Annotated in this window: 12 protein-coding genes; 5 read left to right on the forward strand and 7 right to left on the reverse strand. The window is 62.5% G+C overall.

Going from position 1 to position 16,410, the window contains the following annotated elements; translation table 11 throughout:
* Window positions 1-18: 18 nt before the first annotated feature.
* Entirely contained in the window at window positions 19-1,950 is a 1,932-nt protein-coding gene (locus B0G81_RS06980) for an SMP-30/gluconolactonase/LRE family protein (RefSeq protein WP_134133996.1), read from the reverse strand.
* A 293-nt stretch (window positions 1,951-2,243) separates the two neighbouring features.
* Window positions 2,244-2,897, reverse strand: a complete 654-nt coding sequence (locus B0G81_RS06985) for an FCD domain-containing protein (protein ID WP_116123590.1) — start codon at window positions 2,895-2,897, stop codon at window positions 2,244-2,246.
* 222 nt (window positions 2,898-3,119) lie between these two features.
* Here B0G81_RS06985 and B0G81_RS06990 point away from each other — a divergent pair, with 222 nt between their 5' ends.
* From B0G81_RS06990 to B0G81_RS07005, 4 genes are read left to right on the forward strand one after another with little or no spacing between them, the layout of a single operon-like run.
* The gene (locus B0G81_RS06990; RefSeq protein WP_134133997.1) at window positions 3,120-4,904 is read left to right on the forward strand and encodes a gamma-glutamyltransferase family protein; all 1,785 of its coding nucleotides are present in this window, start codon (window positions 3,120-3,122) and stop codon (window positions 4,902-4,904) included.
* Window positions 4,905-4,952: 48 nt separating this feature from the next.
* On the forward strand, window positions 4,953-6,365 hold the full coding sequence (locus B0G81_RS06995; protein ID WP_134133998.1) for an MFS transporter: 1,413 nt from the start codon (window positions 4,953-4,955) through the stop codon (window positions 6,363-6,365).
* A gap of 33 nt (window positions 6,366-6,398) precedes the next feature.
* Window positions 6,399-6,953, forward strand: a complete 555-nt coding sequence (locus B0G81_RS07000) for a GAF domain-containing protein (RefSeq protein WP_134133999.1) — start codon at window positions 6,399-6,401, stop codon at window positions 6,951-6,953.
* A 1-nt stretch (window position 6,954) separates the two neighbouring features.
* Window positions 6,955-8,223: an MFS transporter gene (locus tag B0G81_RS07005; protein ID WP_134134000.1), complete on the forward strand. Its 1,269-nt coding sequence runs from the start codon at window positions 6,955-6,957 to the stop codon at window positions 8,221-8,223.
* A 26-nt stretch (window positions 8,224-8,249) separates the two neighbouring features.
* Here the strand turns inward: B0G81_RS07005 and B0G81_RS07010 are convergent, their stop codons facing one another.
* Both B0G81_RS07010 and B0G81_RS07015 read right to left on the reverse strand, forming a co-directional pair.
* A complete protein-coding gene (locus B0G81_RS07010; RefSeq protein WP_134134001.1) occupies window positions 8,250-9,230 on the reverse strand; it encodes an LLM class oxidoreductase in 981 nt (326 codons plus the stop codon).
* A 48-nt stretch (window positions 9,231-9,278) separates the two neighbouring features.
* Window positions 9,279-11,654 (reverse strand): DNA polymerase II, encoded by a 2,376-nt coding sequence (locus tag B0G81_RS07015; RefSeq protein WP_134134002.1) that lies wholly within the window; start codon window positions 11,652-11,654, stop codon window positions 9,279-9,281.
* 230 nt (window positions 11,655-11,884) lie between these two features.
* Here B0G81_RS07015 and B0G81_RS07020 point away from each other — a divergent pair, with 230 nt between their 5' ends.
* The gene (locus tag B0G81_RS07020; protein WP_012426540.1) at window positions 11,885-12,310 is read left to right on the forward strand and encodes a PRC-barrel domain-containing protein; all 426 of its coding nucleotides are present in this window, start codon (window positions 11,885-11,887) and stop codon (window positions 12,308-12,310) included.
* Window positions 12,311-12,507: 197 nt separating this feature from the next.
* On the opposite strand, the gene B0G81_RS07025 is transcribed toward B0G81_RS07020, so the two are convergent.
* The 3 genes from B0G81_RS07025 to B0G81_RS07035 all read right to left on the reverse strand — a co-directional run bounded on the left by B0G81_RS07025 (window position 12,508) and on the right by B0G81_RS07035 (window position 16,353).
* Entirely contained in the window at window positions 12,508-13,518 is a 1,011-nt protein-coding gene (locus B0G81_RS07025; protein ID WP_134134003.1) for a DUF2891 domain-containing protein, read from the reverse strand.
* A gap of 202 nt (window positions 13,519-13,720) precedes the next feature.
* Window positions 13,721-15,061, reverse strand: coding sequence for an FAD-binding oxidoreductase (locus tag B0G81_RS07030; RefSeq protein ID WP_134134004.1), 1,341 nt, complete (start codon window positions 15,059-15,061; stop codon window positions 13,721-13,723).
* Window positions 15,061-16,353 carry an FAD-binding oxidoreductase gene (locus tag B0G81_RS07035; protein WP_134134005.1) on the reverse strand — a complete coding sequence of 431 codons (1,293 nt, stop codon included), beginning with the start codon at window positions 16,351-16,353 and terminating at the stop codon, window positions 15,061-15,063. The genes B0G81_RS07030 and B0G81_RS07035 overlap by 1 nt, the downstream gene beginning before the upstream one ends.
* Between the last annotated feature and the right edge of the window lie 57 nt (window positions 16,354-16,410).

The following is a 16,410-nucleotide window of genomic DNA, read 5'->3' on the forward strand; positions in this document are numbered from 1 at the left end:
CGACGTCTTTACACCCGATCACGGCGTCCAGCGATAAACGGCGATGCTGGAGCCCTTGACGTTGTTCTTCGTGACCACGTACTCGCCGGTCGATCGAAGGTAGGCCTTGACGCCGTACATCGCATCGATCGCGCTGCTGGCGTCCACGGTACGGCTGCTGGTGTTCACGAGCGTTGCGTCGAGGTTGCCCGTGGCGAGATTGAAGGCGTCGATATCCGGCAAAGCGGGTCCGCTGCCGAACCAGTAGCCGACGAAAAGATAGCGGCCGGCCGCGTCGATCGACTTGGCGCCGGCGTGGGTGAGGTTGATCACCGGATTGGGTGTTGTGGTATTACCCGCGCTCCAGCCGTGATACACCTCGATCCGCGTGCCTGTCCCTGTCCAGTCCGTACTCCCGACAACGCCCTGTCCGAGAATCATCGTGTCGCTGTCCGCGAGGTAGAGCATGCGTGTTAGCGGCTGGATGCTCGCGGGAATGCGGATGGGGATGCCGGGTCCCCACGATGGTTTGCCGCTGGCGTCGAAGCCGGTCAGCGGGTAGTGATAGATGTAGCCTGTCTTGTCCAGACCGGCCCACACGCCGCCCTTGCTGTCGATGCAGAATCCGTCCCTGACCAGTGCGGTGGTTTTGAACGCCGCACCCGGAAGCGTGGCGTCCGGTATGGCGATATAGCCATTCGCGGCATTGAAGTGGAAGAAGTAGTAGACATCGGGATTCTGGCCGGACGCCACGAGGATCCGGTTGGCGCCGACCGTGGCAAGGTGAGCGAAGTGCTCGTCGCGTGAAGTATCGTTGATGTCGATGCGCGGGTCCGACGGATAGGCGAACGGATCGACGGTGTTCGCAACGAAGGCGCCGCCCGCGCTGCCGCTGTAGATGTTGGTGCCGCCATAGAACATGGTGCCGTCCGTGAGCGGGTCCGGTACGGCGTCGCCCTCGAGGTTGAGGGACCGAAGCGTCCACTGCAGATTGCCGGCGCTGCTATACGCATGAATGTCGGTGCCGCCGTTGCGGCCGAGGTCCCAGCTTCCGCCCCACGGGTTGTTGAGCACATAGAGGTTGCCCGCGGTGTCCTTGCCGATGCCGGCGACGCGGGTGAAGCGCTTCGCGCCGACTTGGCCTTTGATGCCCGTCGTGGTATCGAGATACCCGCCCTGAACGCCGAACGTGCCGGCCAGCGTCGGCGTACCCGAGAGCGTGTAGCGCTTGATGTTCATGTCGGGCCCCTCGTCGCCCACCATGAGCTGTCCCGACGACGCATCGAAATAGAGCGCCGACGGCTGCGATCCGGCGGGCATCTGGATGGTATTCAGCAGTGCCCCGGCTGAACTGAACTCGACGATCGTGCCCGCACTTTTCTGCGCGATCCAGACGTTGCCCGCGCCATCCACGGCGAGCGCCCCTGGGCTCTGGACGTTGATGTCTTTCTGCCAGATACCGTCGGTGGTGAAGATTCGCACGCGATTGCCGTCGATGTCGCTCGCATAGAGGAGCGAGCCCGCCGTGGCGAGTCCGGTGATGACGTCGACCCGCGGCTGATTCTTCGAAGCAGTGACCTGGATGAAAAGATCGCGAGCGCCAGTAGCGCGGTTGTATCGTCCCACCGCGCCGCTTCCGTACGATGCGTTGTATTGCAGCGCCACGAAAATCGACTTGGCATTACCGGTGATGGCGCTACCCTGAAATTCACCATGAGCGCCGATGGAACCCGCGCTGCGGTGGTTCTGATAGATCGCGACGCCGCCCTCGTACTCGTCCCACATGGAGGCCGTATAGAGTACGCCTTCGGGCGCGACCCACATGGAGCGCGCGGCGTTACCGACGTGGGCGGCGAGAGTGCCATACGTGTTCGCCAGCCAGTCGGTGGTGTTTTGCGCCTGACTGGCCGGCGCAATCGCGGCGATCATCGCGGCGAGGAGCGCAGCATGAATTCGTTTTCTTGCGACCATGACTGATGCTCTCCTGAGCGTAGCGATGATTGATATGAATCGTCGGCTGACTTTGTTCCTGAAATGCGTGATGGGTAAAAGCTATTTCGAGCCGGTCTCGTGCACGCTGTATTGCATCCAGCGTACCGTCGGCAAGTGGCAGGAGAATGACTCGTTTAACTCAATACGAATAACGGGTAATTTGCGCATCCTCATTTCTAGGTCAAATTGCGGATGGACTCAAGCGTTTCGTGCGGCTCGGTGTGTTCGTTACGTTCGACTACTTTGCTCGCAAACATCGCCTGCGCCGCGAGTCATTCCTTACCCGATGCGCGCCCTTGAACGCTCAGCAGATGCTCGCGCATGCAACGGGCCGCTGTCTCGCCATCACGCGCTTTCATCGCATTGACGACAGCCTGATGTTGCTGGGCGAAATACTGCCGGGTTTCCTGGGCCACCGTCTTTTCGCGTACGTCCGGTTTGACGCGCATGCTGTTGATGACTTCCATCAGCGCAATGAGTGCGGGATTGCGGGTGGCCTGGCCGATCAGCAAGTGAAAGCGATGATCCCATTGCTGCCACTCTTCGTCGTTCTTCGCGGCTGCGTTTTTGCGCGCGCACTTTTCCAGTTCCAGCAGATCGTCCCGACTGGCTTTGGCGGCGGCGAGTTCCGCGAGTGCGGGTTCGAACAGCAGCCGCATTTCGGCGATATCCGCCGGACTCGTTCCCGCGCGCAGTCCACGCAGCGTGGGGCCGAACTTCAGCGGTCGCGCGCCCAGATAGGTGCCGCGCCCGACACCGCGCCACACCCGGCCCGATGCCTCCAGTGAAGCCAGCACCGAGCGCAGTTCCCTTCGGCTGACGCCAAGGTCTTCGGCCAGCTTTCTTTCGGGCGGCAGCGCGTCGCCGTCCTTGAGTTGATGGGCGGCGATGTAGCCAAGCAAAGCTTCCAATGCTGTCTGTTCCATTTTTTGTCTGAACCAATGTTTATTGGTTCCAAAGATAACAGAATGGGGGCAATGTGGTGCGCAGGTTCCCGAAAATATTTTGACTCGGTATATTGCGCGTAGATTTCGGGTTAGCATCACGTGAAATTGATTAGATCGAGCAGCGTCTTTGTCATTTGTTCAACGTGTACCTATAGAGATTGGTTCGGGCGCCAGTCGCCCGCGATCGCAAAGGAGCAGCGCATGTCGTTCACCACCCGCCCGGAACTGATCGGCACATTCGGCATGGTCGCTTCGACGCACTGGCTGGCCAGCGCGTCGGCCATGGCCGTGCTCGAGAAAGGCGGTAACGCATTCGATGCCGCCGCCGCCGCCGGTTTTGTTTTGCAGATCGTCGAGCCGCATCTGAACGGTCCGGGCGGCGAATTGCCGGTCGTGTTCTACAGCGCGCGCGAAGACCGCGTGCGCGTGCTGTGTGGGCAGGGTGTGACGCCCGCGAGCATGACCATCGAGCGCATGCGCAAGTTAGGACTGGAAGTCGTGCCGGGTACGGGACTGCTGCCGGCCGTCGTGCCCGGCGCATTCGGCGGGTGGATGGCCATGCTGCGCGATTACGGCCAGTTGCCGCTTGAGGATGTGCTGAGTTACGCGATCGGTTACGCGGAAAACGGCTACCCGGTGCTGCCGCGCATGACCTCATCGATCCTCGCCATCAAGGATTTCTTCCGGACAGAATGGACGACTTCGGCCGAGCAATGGTTGCGCGACGGCGACGCGCCGATGCCGAATCAGCTATTCGCCAATCCGGCCATTGCGAACACGTATAAGCGCATTCTGCGCGAAGCGAATACCCGGCGTGACCGCAGCGAGCAGTGCGAACGCGCCCGCGAGGTTTTTTATCACGGCTTCGTGGCTGATGCCATCGATCAGTATTTTGGTTCGACGGCCGTGCTCGACACGTCGGGTCAGCGCAACCGCGGCCTGCTCGATGCCGGCGACCTCGCGCGCTGGGAACCGTCCTACGAAGACCCTGTTTGGTACGACTATGGCGAGCTCCGTGTCCACAAGACCGGCCCGTGGGGCCAGGGGCCGATGTTCCTGCAGCAGCTCGCGCTGCTCAAGGGATTCGATCTCGCGGCGATGGACCCGATGGGACCGGATTTCGTGCATACGATCATCGAGTGCTCGAAGCTCGCGTTCGCCGACCGCGAGGTGTTCTACGGCGACCCTGCGTTCGCGCACGTGCCCATGGACGTGCTGCTGAGCGACGCCTATAACGACGAACGTCGTCGGCTGGTCGACCCGCGCCGGGCGTCGCTCGAATTTCGTCCCGGCACGCTCGGCGACAGCGAGCGGCGTGCTGCTCGCATCATGGCGCTGGCTGGCAAGGAACAGTTCGGCGGCTTCGGCCAGGGCGAGCCGACCTTCGCGCCGCTACCCGAACTGCGAGGCGATACGGTTCATCTCGATGTCGTCGACCGCTGGGGCAACATGGTGTCGGCCACGCCGTCGGGCGGCTGGCTGCAGGCGTCGCCGGCGGTGCCCGGCCTCGGCTTCAACGTGACCACGCGCGCGCAGATGTTCTGGATGGAGGAGGGCTTGCCGTCGTCGCTCGGGCCGCGGCGCCGTCCGCGCACCACGCTTTCGCCGACGCTGGTCACTCGCGCGGGCAAGCCCTATGCGGCGTTCGGAACGCCGGGCGGCGATCAGCAGGATCAATGGTCGATCCAGCTCTTCCTCAAACACGTGCACGCCGGCATGAATTTTCAGGCAGCCGCGGATTCGCCGTCGTTCCAGACTGCGCATTTTCCGGGTTCGTTTTATCCGCGTGCCATGAATCTTGGCAAGATGTCCGCCGAATCCCGCTTTCCGGAAAGCACCCTTGCCGAATTACGCGCGCGTGGCCACGACCTGACAGTGGCCGAACCGTGGTCGCTCGGGCGTGTCTGCGCGGTCGGAATCAGAAACGGTCTGATGCGTGGCGCAGCGACGCCTCGTCAGATGCAGGCCTACGCGGTCGGGCGATAACCTCGGCATGGCGGAGATCGTGTCCATTCCTTCAGGGAGAAAGTTAACGTGTCTGCCGTAGCCGCTCGTCTTGAAAGACTTCCGTTGTCGGGCTTTCACCGCAAACTCCTGCTCATCGGAGGCTTGGGGTATCTGTTCGATGGACTCGATTCATCGTCGCTCGCGTTTCTGCTGCCGGTCGTGAGCAAGTTATGGCACCTGAGCAGCGCCGAAACAGGGCTCGTCGCGAGCAGCACCTATATCGGGTACTTCTTCGGCGCCTTCCTGTCAGGCGTGTTCGCCGATCTGATCGGCCGTCGCCGCATCATGATGACGGCGCTGGCCATCTACTGTGTCGCGTCGCTCGCGAGTGCTGCCGCGACGGACTGGCACACATTCTTCGCGCTGCGCATCGTCGCGGGATTTGGTTCCGGCGCGGAGACGGTGGTGATCGCGCCATTCCTCGCGGAATTCGTTCCGCGTCGCTACAGAGGCATGTTTTGCGGGGCGCTGGTCGGCTTCATGTCGTTCGGCTATTTGAGTTCTTCCATACTCGGCTTCGTCGTGGTGCGAAACTATGCCGACGGCTGGCGCTACCTGGCCGTGGTGACGTCGTTGCCTGTCGTCATGCTGCTCTGGTGGCGCAGAACGCTGCCTGAGTCGCCGCGATGGCTCGAGAGCCAGGGTCGAACGGACGAAGCGAACCGGATCGTGAGTACGATCGAGTCATGGTTTGCCGGCAGAGGCATTCATCTGCCGCCGGTCGGCTCCGTTGGCGTGCTTCCCGCGTCGGCGCGTGCAAGCGGCAGCGCGTTGCAGAACGTGCTCACGTTATGGTCGCCGCGACTCGCGCGCACCACGGCGGTCAGCTGGCTGATGTGGTTCTCGGTTGCATTCGCGTACTACTCGTTCTTCTCCTGGATACCGAGCCTGCTTCTCAAGGAAGGGCTCACCATGACGAAGAGCTTCGGCTATTCGATCGCGATCTATGGCGCGCAGATACCGGGCTATTTCTCGGCCGCCTGGCTCAATGAACGGATCGGGCGGAAGGCGGTGGTCGCGTCGTATATGTTGCTGGGCGGCATAGCGGCCATCGCGCTCGCGTTCTCTCACACTGGTATCGCGATCATGGTCGCGGGCATCTGCCTGTCGTTCTTCATGAACGGTGCGTTCGCAGGCGTGTATGCGTACACCCCGGAAGTATTCCCGACCGCGGTACGCACGACCGGCACCGGCTCGTCATCATCGTTTGGACGCATCGGCTCGGTGAGTGCGCCCATTCTGGTCGGCCTCGTCTATCCCACGCTCGGCTTCCTGGGCGTGTTCGCGATGACCACGACGGTTCTGCTCATCGGCGCATGCGTGGTGTTCTTCCTGGGTATCGAGACTCGCAACCGCTCGCTCGAAGACATCGAGGCCGAGGAATTCGGTCGCACGCAAGATGTTCGAGGCCCGCTCAGTTCCACTGAGCTACACGGCTGAATGCCGTCATCCGCCAACTTTCCCATACAGACCATGCAAGGCATCCCGATCGAAACTGCGCAGCCAGATCCGCACGCGCTGGACATGTCGAACCTTGAACAACTCGCGAGGGCCACGCGGATCAAGGGTCAGCCAATGGCGATTTTCCGTGCGGTTCACGACGTGGCGGCAAGCGCAATCGGCTTCAGCCTGTTCACGATCATGTCCTACGATGCGCAAAACCAGGAGGTGGAGCGCGTCTATACCAACATGCCTAACGTCTATCCGGTTGGCGGGCGCAAGAAAAAGCACGGCACGCCGTGGGCCAAACAGATCCTGCTCGATCTCAAGCCCTTTCGCGCGGAAACCGCACAGGGCATTCGCGAAGCGTTCGACGATCACACCGTGATGACCGGGATGGGCCTGGGATCGATACTGAACATTCCGATTGCGTACGACGGCGTGTGCATCGGCACGATGAACCTGACGCATCGGGAGAGGTGGTACACAACGCGGCATGAAGAGTTGGGATTACTGATCGGTTCCTTCCTGGCTCCCGCTCTTATTACTCGCCATACGCTATCCACCGGCAGTTTGACTCCGCTCTGACATGACCACTACCCAACGTGTTGCGACAGCGTCGCCGGCGAGCCAGACTTCGGTGTCGCAAGGCCGCTGGCTGCTTGTTTTCATCCTCGGTTATCTCGCGCTCATGGCCGATGGCGCGGACGTCATGATGTACGGCCTTACGCTGACGCGTATCAAGGACGACTTCGGACTGAGCAATGTCCAGGCCGGCGCGTTGGGCAGCCTGACGTTGCTAGGCATGGCAGTAGGCGGAATTCTCGGCGGCTGGGCGAGCGATCGCATCGGGCGGGTGAGGGTGGTGGTCTGGGCGTTGGCGCTCTTTTCGCTCGGCGCGGGGCTGCTTGGACTCACGCACAGCTTTGTGGAGTTCGCGGTCGTCCGCTTTATCGGTTCGTTGGGTATCGGCTCCATGGTGCTGGTCACGACGCTCGTTGCCGAATACGTGCCCACGGAACGGCGCTCGCTGATTCTGGGCGCCTTGCAGACCGGCATTTCGGCTGGCTATATCGTGGTCATTGCGCTGAGCAGCTGGATTTTGCCGCACTATGGGTGGCGCACGCTGTACTACGTGTCGGCGATACCCGTGGTGTTTGCGTTGGCGATCAAGTTCGCGGTGCCCGAGCCGGCTAGCTGGAGGGCGAGCCAGGCCATCGAGTGCACGAGCCAGCGCCACTGGCGCGACAGCCGCTACCACGTGATTTTCAGCAATCGACAGACGCGAACCCTGTTTATCCTGTGGACGTTGGCCTCGGTTTTCATTCTTTCCGGGTTCTACGGCCTGAATAACTGGCTGCCGACGTACCTCGAAAAGGAACTGCATATCAAGTTCAGCTCACTGGCCGGGTACATGATCGGGACTTACGTCGTCGCGTTCATCGGCAAGATCTTCGCCGGCTGGCTGGGCGACCGCTGGAGCCGGCGCGGCGTGTATGTCCTCGGCTGCGTGGGCGCCGCGCTTTTTCTGCCGGTGATCATCTTCTGGCACACGCGGGAGAACATTGCCGTTCTCATGCTTTTCTTCGGGTTCCTGTACGGCGTACCACTGGGCACGATCGGCACGTTCATGTCCGAGAGTTTCGCCACTTCCATCCGCGGCACTGCGGTGGGCGGCTCCTATAACCTGGGGCGCTTCTGCTCGGGCGCTGCGCCTATCGTCATCGGCTTCCTGGCCACGCAGTTTTCCATCGGTCTGGGTTTCCTCGTGGTGGGCGCGGTGTTCTTCCTGAGCGGCGTGACCGCGCTGTTTATCCCGGACCGCTTGTACGACACGGACCGGCCATCCACGCCGTGAGTCGAAGCGGGTGCGCAGCGCGCTTTCTACGTCTCCTGATGAAACAGCGGCAACACCTCATCGGCGAGTTCGTTGACGATCTCAGCGACGGGACGCTCCGACGACAGATTGAACGTCACATGGTGCGTCCCGTCCGCGCGCAGCGCTTTGAGTATGTCGATCAACGCGAGCCGGCCGGCCCGGTAGCCGAGCGTCACGGCCTGCGCCGGCTCATGCGGATCGCTGCTGAGTTCGAGCCGCATCGCGACGCCGAACGCACGAAACGCTTTGGGCGCCGCCCGTTCGACGGCGGCGCGCCACATGCTGTAGCGGGCGCGCTGCGCGTCCGGCTCGCGATGATAGGTCATCCATCCCAGCGAATGGCGCGCGATCCAGTCGACGCTCTGACCGCCCGAACCCACGGCAAGCAGCGGCACCGCGCGCGAATGCGCGGGCAACAGCTGAAAGGCAGGCGCACCTTCGGGCGTGCGATCGGGAATCACGCGCGACGGTGCGCCGAGCGCGGCGGCAACCGTCTCCCAGTGACTGCGATACAACTCACGCCGCTCGTCGGCGTCGCGCCCGAATGCGGCATATTCCGGCGGACGGTCGCCTGAACCCAGACCCAGAATAAAGCGTCCGTGACTGAGCGTATCGACGGACAACGCCGCTTTGGCAATATGCAGCGGATGACGCAGCGTGAGGACGATGGCGCCGCTCACAAGCGCGATACGCCGCGTGTTCGCAGCGAGCGCGCCAAGGAATACCCACGGGTCGAGATGGCCGACAGGGTCCGGGTAGTCCGCGCTGTTCAGCGGGACGTCGCGTATCCAGAGCGCGCGAAAGCCGCGTTCGTCGGCGAGGCGCGCGAGCGCCAGTTGCTCGTCGAAATCGGCCACGATCGTGCCGGCGCGCAGCATCGGCAGTGTGAGTCCGAGACTGAGCGCACCGTCGGAAAACACGCGGTTCGCGGTGGTTTGCGGTTCGGATTTCAGCGTGTCTGCCGCGATTGGATGCGACTCGTTCATGCGTGGCCTTTGCAGTGCGTCGTCGATACGCCCGATGCTAACACTGCGTCAGAACAACTGCTTCTGCCCCGACATCAAGGTCGTGAAATCGTCGCGCAGGAGCGGCAGGATAGCGTCGGCGACGGGCTGCAATTGACGCGTCAGATAATGTTCGTAATCGATTGCCGAGCGCAGCGTTTCCAGCGGCTCGGGGCCGGCAACCGTCATCACATAGCTGATCCAGCCACCGTTCTGATATTGCAGCGGGCGCCCTTGCCGCCGGTTGAACTCGTCCGCCACGCGCGCCGCGCGCACATGCGGCGGCACGTTGCGCTCGTATTCTTCGAGCGGCCGGCGCAGCCGTTTGCGATACACGAGCTGATCGTCGAGCTTGCCGTCGAGCGTGTCACGCACATAGTCGCGCACGTAATCCTGATACGGTTGCTGCGTGAAGATGCGCCGGTACAGTTCCTGCTGAAACTGCTGCGCGAGCGGCGTCCAGTCGGTGCGTACCGTTTCGAGTCCCTTATAGACGATGTCTTCGCTGCCGTCCGGCAACACTGTGAGGCCGGCGTAGCGTTTCTTGCTGCCTTCTTCGGCACCGCGAATCGTCGGCATGAAGAAGCGCCGATAGTGCCGTTCGAATTGCAGTTCGAGCGCACTGTCGAGCCCGAATCTTTCCTGCAGATTCTGCCGCCACCACGCGTTGATATGTTCGACCAGCGCGCGGCCGATGCGGCTCGCGTCTGCCTCGCTGTGCGCGTGTTTTAGCCACACGAAGGTCGAATCCGTATCGCCGTAAATGACTTCGTAGCCTTCGGCTTGAATCAGTTCGCGCGTGGCATGCATGATTTCGTGGCCGCGCATGGTGATCGACGAGGCGAGACGCGGATCGAAGAAGCGGCAACCGGTCGATCCTAATACGCCGTAAAAGGCGTTCATGATGATCTTCAATGCCTGCGAAAGCGGCTTGTTGTTCTCGCGTTTGGCCGTTTCGCGGCCTTGCCACACTTGCCCGACGATCGACGGCAAACAATGGCGCGTGCGTGAAAAGCGCGCGCCGAGAAAGCCCGGAACCGATTGATCGTCGGCGGGATTCAGCATGCCTTCGACAAGACCGACAGGGTCGATCAGAAACGTGCGAATAATCGACGGATACAGACTCTTGTAGTCGAGCACCAGCACGGAGTCGTAGAGACCGGGGCGCGAATCCATCACGAAGCCGCCGGGGCTCGCGGCGCCGGCCACGTCGCCGAGATTGGGCGCGACATAGCCTTGCCGATGCATACGCGGCATATACAGATGCGTGAACGCCGCCACCGATCCGCCGCTGCGATCCGCCGGCAATCCGGTCACGCTCGCGCGTTCCAGCAGGAACGGCAGCAACTCTGTTTTAGCGAAGATGCGCGTGACCAGCTCGCAGTCTTTGAGGTTGTAGCGCGCGAGCGCGGGCTTGTCCTCGTCGAAGCGGCGCTGGATTTCGTCCATGCGCTGATACGGATTGTCGATCGCCTTGCCTTCGCCCAGCACGGTGCGCGAGACATGTTCGAGACTGAACGAAGGGAAACTCCAGGTCGCCGAGCGCAGCGCCTCGATGCCGTCGATAATCAACCGTCCCGCGGCGCCGGCGAAGAAGTGGTTCTGCTTGAGCCCGTGCTCGCGCCATTCCATCACCGCACCGCCACGGCCGAGCCGCAGCGGTACGCGATATTGTTCGGCATGCTGCTGCAGCACGCGCAGATCGAACTGCACCAGATTCCAGCCGATGATCGCATCGGGATCGTACCGTTCGAGCCACGCGTTCAGTTTCTCCAGCAACTGCGCGCGGGTTTCGCAGTATTCGAGCTCGAAGTCGAGCGTGCCCGCGTCGCCGTTCGGCGGCCCCAGCATATACACTTGACGCTGGCCGCATCCTTCCAGCGCGATCGAGTACAACTCGGCGTGAGCGCTGGTTTCGATATCGAGCGACACGAGCTTCAAGGGCGGACGATAGCCGGCGGCCGGCTTGAGTTCGCTGTTCACGAGCGGGCCGCTCTTTCCGGCGCTCTGCGCGTCGCCGCTGAACCACACGGGCGCCGTGATGAAGCGCTCCATCATGTAGCGCTCCGGCGGAAAGATATCGGCTTCGTAGACGTCGACGCCGCCTTGCTTCAGACGTTTCTCGAAGCCCGTCAATTGCCGGTACTGCGGGCAGTAAAGCCCCATGACCGGCCGATGCTGAAAGTCGCACAGATCGAGCACTCGCAGATCGAGCGGCGCTTCGCGGCGCAGGATCGTTTTCGTGCGCTCGCGATGTTCGGCCGGAATGAATGCCACCGAAGGCTGAGGGCGTAAGCGCACGTGCCGGGGCCCACTGTCCGTGGCCAGCCAGAAATCGACTTCGGTGCCGGCGGGCGTGTCCCGCCAATGCCGGGTCAAGATGAAACCCTGTTCAAGCTCAGTCAAACTGCCACCTCGAAAACCGGCGTGATCGCCTTGCGCGATTTTACCGCCATGCGCTTCGGGCCGTGACGTCATCCCCGAGCGTGGCGGCGTCGGCGCGTCGAGGTGTGCGCGTGCGACCTTGCGGCACGCTGGATGCAACCGCGCCGCGCAGTCTGTATGATCGTGGTGCAGCGATTCCATTCGGCGCGGGCCATGCGCCGGTCAAGTCTACTAAGAAGGGAGTAAGCGATATGACGTTGGGCAAACTTGTTGTTGTCGTCGCGGTAGCTGCAACCAGCCTTGGTGCACAGGCGCAAGTCGCCGGCACGCAACCGCTGAGCGTCACGGTCGAGCAGTCGAATGCGCTGCTGAGCGGCTGGAGTGTGAAGAAGAGCATTCTCGGCAAATCGGTCTACAACGACCAGAACGCGAAAATCGGCACGGTCCGCGATCTGGTGATCGCGCCGGACGGCTCGCTGTCCGCAGCCATCGTCTCCGCGGGCGGTTTCCTGGGCGTGGCATCGCACGACGTGGCGGTGCCTATCGCAGCGCTGGATATTCGCGAGGGGAATTTCTATCTGGCGGGCGCCACCAAAGATGCCTTGAAGGCAACGCCCGAGTTCCAGTACAACAAGGTTCAGGCGCCGCCGAAGCCTAAAAAGCTGACGGGCCAGTAAATGCAGGAGGCCGGCGCGTCGTCGCCGGCTGAGCCGCAAGAAGCGGCTCTGCATTGACGCAACATGCAAAAGCGGCGCTCGCAGCGTGAATCGGTTGGTGTGAGAAACCGTTTCGCGCGTGCGGCGCCGCTTTCGTTTTTTCTAGTCGACCATGCCGCCGGTCGAGTTCGATTCGAAGTCTCGAATCAGGCCTTAATTCAAGCTTCCAATGCAAGCGTGGCAAATGTGCCTAGCCAGTGCTCGCCCATATAGTCGCCGGCCACGTGCGGCAGTGCGGTTTGCAGATGCCGTTCGGCTGCGTCGAACAGAACGGTTCGGCGAATATCGCCTGCGGGCAATGCGCGGGCGAGCGAGCGTTGGCACCACGCGCGGCTGAGATTCAGACCGTCCAGGTGCGCGATCTTGCCGTCGGTGCGATCCGTCACGGTGACGGGCTCGAACAGCGTAGCGGGCTTTTTCGAGCCGAGATCCGGCAGAAAGCGGCCGAACCAGTCGACGAATTGCGCGGGCGGCAGTATGCGGCGCATGAGCTCGGCTTCCATGAGCGAAGGCGAGAGGAATTCGTCGCCGGCGGGCTCCCATGCCTGACACGCGACGTCATTCAGAAACCAGCGTTCCGCCGTATTCACGACCAGTGCTTCCAGCGATTCACGCGACGTTTGCCGCGCGAAATCCAGCGTCAGCGCCAACGCGAAGGCCATGTTGAAGTGCGTGCCCACCCGCAGCGGGTAGGTGGCTTTCGGCAGAAAGTCCTCGAAGCGCTCGACAAACAGGCTGGTAAGCGGCGCAAAGGTTTTCGACCAGCGCACGGCTTCCGAAAGCTTCAGCGAATTGAGTTGCGCGCTCAACGCGAGCAGCCAGGCCCAGCCATACGGACGCTCGAAACCACGGTTGTGCGGCAGTTCGAGATACGCCACTTCACCGGCCACGTTAGCCGCGGTGAAATGCTCGTCGACCACCGCGACGATGCGCGCCGCTTCAGGCAGATCGGGAAAACGATCGAGTAGATGCAGAATCAACCAGTAGCCGTGCACGCACGAATGCCAGTCGTAGCTGCCGTAAAAAATCGGATGCAGGGCACGCGGGCCTTGCACGTCTTGCGGCCCGGCGAGCGAATGCGTCAGCTTGTTCGGGTATTCGCGCGTGAGATGGGCAAGCGCCAGGTTGGCGAATTTTGACGCGAATTCGCGAGTGAGTTGAGTGGTCATCGGCGCCTCCTCAAAAGCGGCATACGAATAAGTATGACAGTATGCTGTGGAGGGTCACCAATAGTAAAGTAGCCGGCAAGGGCGACCGGATTGCGCCGCGCCTCATTCCGGTGTTATAGCAGCGCTGCCGGCGCGATATGGAGGACGAGTGTCGTCACGGTTGTCGGCGCAACGCAAGCGCTGCGCCGCGCGCCGGCCATGCCTAGAACAACTCTAGAATCCGGTGATACATCATCCCGAGTTCCAGCGCCGGGCCGCGCAACGCAGGGCCGCCCGGAAAGCGGGCATGCCGCAATTGCGCGAACAGATCGAAAGCTTTCGTATCACGGGCCATTGCCTGGGCCACCACGCGCCCGGCAATACCGGTCAACGCGACGCCGTGCCCGGAAAAGCCCTGCACGTAAAAGTAATTCGAATCGATCGATCCAAAATCGGGTGCGCGATTGCGCGTCACGTCGACAAAGCCGCCCCACGCGTAATCGATTTTCACGTCGCCGAGTTGCGGGAACACACCGATCATGCGCTGACGAATCTCTTCGCCGAGCTGCGCCGGTGAAGCACCGGTCGAGCTCGCCCGCCCGCCGAACAGCACGCGATGGTCCGCCGACAACCGGAAATAGTCGAGGAAGAAGTTGTTGTCGCAAATCGCCTCGCGCCCCTTGATCAGCGCATCCGCGCGCTCCTTGCCGAGCGGCTCCGTGGCGACGATATACGATGCGATCGGCGCGATACGCGCGGCCACCGGCGCGGGCAGCACGTCGCCGATCGTGGCATTGCCGCATGCCGCGACGAAACGGCAGCGCACTTCGCCACGAGTGGTACGCACGACAGGCCGCGCGCCGCGCACGACTTCGATCACGGGCGAATGCGCGAATAGCTGCGCGCCTTCGCGGCGTGCCGCATCGGCAAGACCGAGACAGTACTTGAGCGGATGCAGATGGCCGGAAAACGGATCGTAGACGCCGGCCAGATAGCGCTTCGAAGCGACACGCGACCGGACCTCGTCGGTATCGAGCCACGAGAGTTTCGAATAGCCCCAGCGTTGCGAAGCCGACTCCATCCACGAACGCAAATCGGGCACGCGTTTCGGTTTGGTGGCGACGGTCAGATAGCCGGACGTGAAATCGCAGTCGATGCCGTAACGTTCGATACGCTCGCGCACCAGCGCCACGCCTTCCACCGACATCGCCCATGCGGCCCGCGCGCCGTCGAGACCGAGCTGGCGTTCCATGACCTCGTCTTTCGCGAAACCCACCAGCGTCTGCCCGCCGTTGCGACCCGACGCGCCCCAGCCCGGACGATGCGCATCGAGCACGACCACCGACAAGCCGCGCGCCCGGCACTCCAGCGCGACGGACAACCCGGAGAAGCCCGCGCCGATCACGCACACGTCGGCTTCGAGCGAGCCGTCGAGCGCGGGGTCGCCGGCGAGCGGGCGGGTCGCGCTCGCTTCATAGTAGGAGTTGGCGATCAGCGCATCGGCGCGGCGGTCGAGCGTATTCAGCGTGTGAAGTGTGTCGGAGCCGGGAGTCGCAGCATTCATCAAAGCAGGTCCTTCATTCGATACCAGGCCATCGCGAGTACGAGGGCAGGGGTGCGCAGTGTAGCGCCGCCGGGAAAGTCGCGGTGACGAATCTTGCCGAACAGATCGAAGCGCGACGCCTGGCCGTTGATCGCTTCGGCGATCAGTTTGCCCGCGAGACCGGTGGTATTCACACCGTGCCCCGAGAAGCCTTGCGCGAAATACACGGTCGGCGAGAGCCGGCCGAAATGCGGCGCACGGTTCATGGTGATGTCGACGAAACCGCCCCACGCATAGTCGATTTTGACATCGTCGAGTTGCGGGAACGTCTTCAGCATGTCGCGGCGCATTGCTTCGCCGAGATTGCGCGGCGCGAGCTTCGAGTAACTTACTTTGCCGCCCCACAGCAGGCGGTGATCGGGCGCAGGACGGAAGTAATCCAGTACGAAGCGGCTGTCGCACACGGCGGCTTTCGCGGGCATCAGCGCTTCGGCTCGATCGGGGTCGAGCGGTTCGGTGGCGATCACGTAGGTGCCGACCGGCATGATCTTGTTCGCGACGTCCGGGGCGAGCTGACCGAGATAAGTATTGCAGGCGAGCACGACGAAGCGTGCCTGCACTCGTCCGCGTGCCGTTTCAGCCACATGTCGGCCGTTTTCTTCACGCAAGGCCGTGACGCAACTGTCCTCGAAAATTTGCACGCCGGCTTCGCGCGCTGCGCGCGCCAGCCCCAACGTGTAATTCAACGGATGCAGATGGCCGCTGTCCGCGTCGAACAGGCCGCCCAGATAGCGCTGCGACTGAACATAGTTGCCGACGCCGTCGGCATCGACATAACTGAAGCGATCGTAGCCGAAGCGCCGCTGCGCTTCGTCACGCCATTTTTGCAGCGCGTCGGTATCGCGCGGCTTATTCGCCGCGGTCAGGTAGCCCATGGTCAGATCGCAATCGATCTGATGCTTCGCAACGCGTTCCTTGACGATATCGAGGGTTTCGATCCCCATGTCCCAAACACGCTTCACGTCGTCGGCGGGCAGATACTTCGCGAACGTATCGATATCGCACGCGAAGCCGCCGATCAACTGGCCGCCGTTGCGGCCGCTCGCCGCCCAGCCGACTTTCGATGCTTCGAGCACCGCGACCGAATGGCCGCGTTCGGCAAGATTGAGCGCCGTGGAAATGCCGGTGAGTCCCGCGCCGATCACGCACACGTCGACGTTGATGGTTTCGTCGAGCGCGGGGTGGCGGGTGCTGTCGTTGGCGGTAGCGGCGTAGTACGAGGCGACGTGAGGCTGGTTCGAGAATCGGAGCATAGGCAGAGCATGCGCAAAGAGCCTGTGCGCGTGGCCTTTTCGACCACGAGGCCACGC

It is taken from the genome of Paraburkholderia sp. BL6665CI2N2, from assembly GCF_004366535.1.
Classification (GTDB): Bacteria; Pseudomonadota; Gammaproteobacteria; order Burkholderiales; family Burkholderiaceae; genus Paraburkholderia.

Bases quoted from the DNA above. Each gene is read 5' to 3' on its own strand.
- B0G81_RS06980 (WP_134133996.1), bottom strand. From the start codon at position 1,950: ATGGTCGCAAGAAAACGAATTCATGCTGCGCTCCTCGCCGCGATGATC.
- B0G81_RS06985 (WP_116123590.1), bottom strand. From the start codon at position 2,897: ATGGAACAGACAGCATTGGAAGCTTTGCTTGGCTACATCGCCGCCCAT.
- B0G81_RS06990 (WP_134133997.1), top strand. From the start codon at position 3,120: ATGTCGTTCACCACCCGCCCGGAACTGATCGGCACATTCGGCATGGTC.
- B0G81_RS07000 (WP_134133999.1), top strand. From the start codon at position 6,399: ATGCAAGGCATCCCGATCGAAACTGCGCAGCCAGATCCGCACGCGCTG.
- B0G81_RS07005 (WP_134134000.1), top strand. From the start codon at position 6,955: ATGACCACTACCCAACGTGTTGCGACAGCGTCGCCGGCGAGCCAGACT.
- B0G81_RS07010 (WP_134134001.1), bottom strand. From the start codon at position 9,230: ATGAACGAGTCGCATCCAATCGCGGCAGACACGCTGAAATCCGAACCG.
- B0G81_RS07020 (WP_012426540.1), top strand. From the start codon at position 11,885: ATGACGTTGGGCAAACTTGTTGTTGTCGTCGCGGTAGCTGCAACCAGC.
- B0G81_RS07025 (WP_134134003.1), bottom strand. From the start codon at position 13,518: ATGACCACTCAACTCACTCGCGAATTCGCGTCAAAATTCGCCAACCTG.
- B0G81_RS07030 (WP_134134004.1), bottom strand. From the start codon at position 15,061: ATGAATGCTGCGACTCCCGGCTCCGACACACTTCACACGCTGAATACG.
- B0G81_RS07035 (WP_134134005.1), bottom strand. From the start codon at position 16,353: ATGCTCCGATTCTCGAACCAGCCTCACGTCGCCTCGTACTACGCCGCT.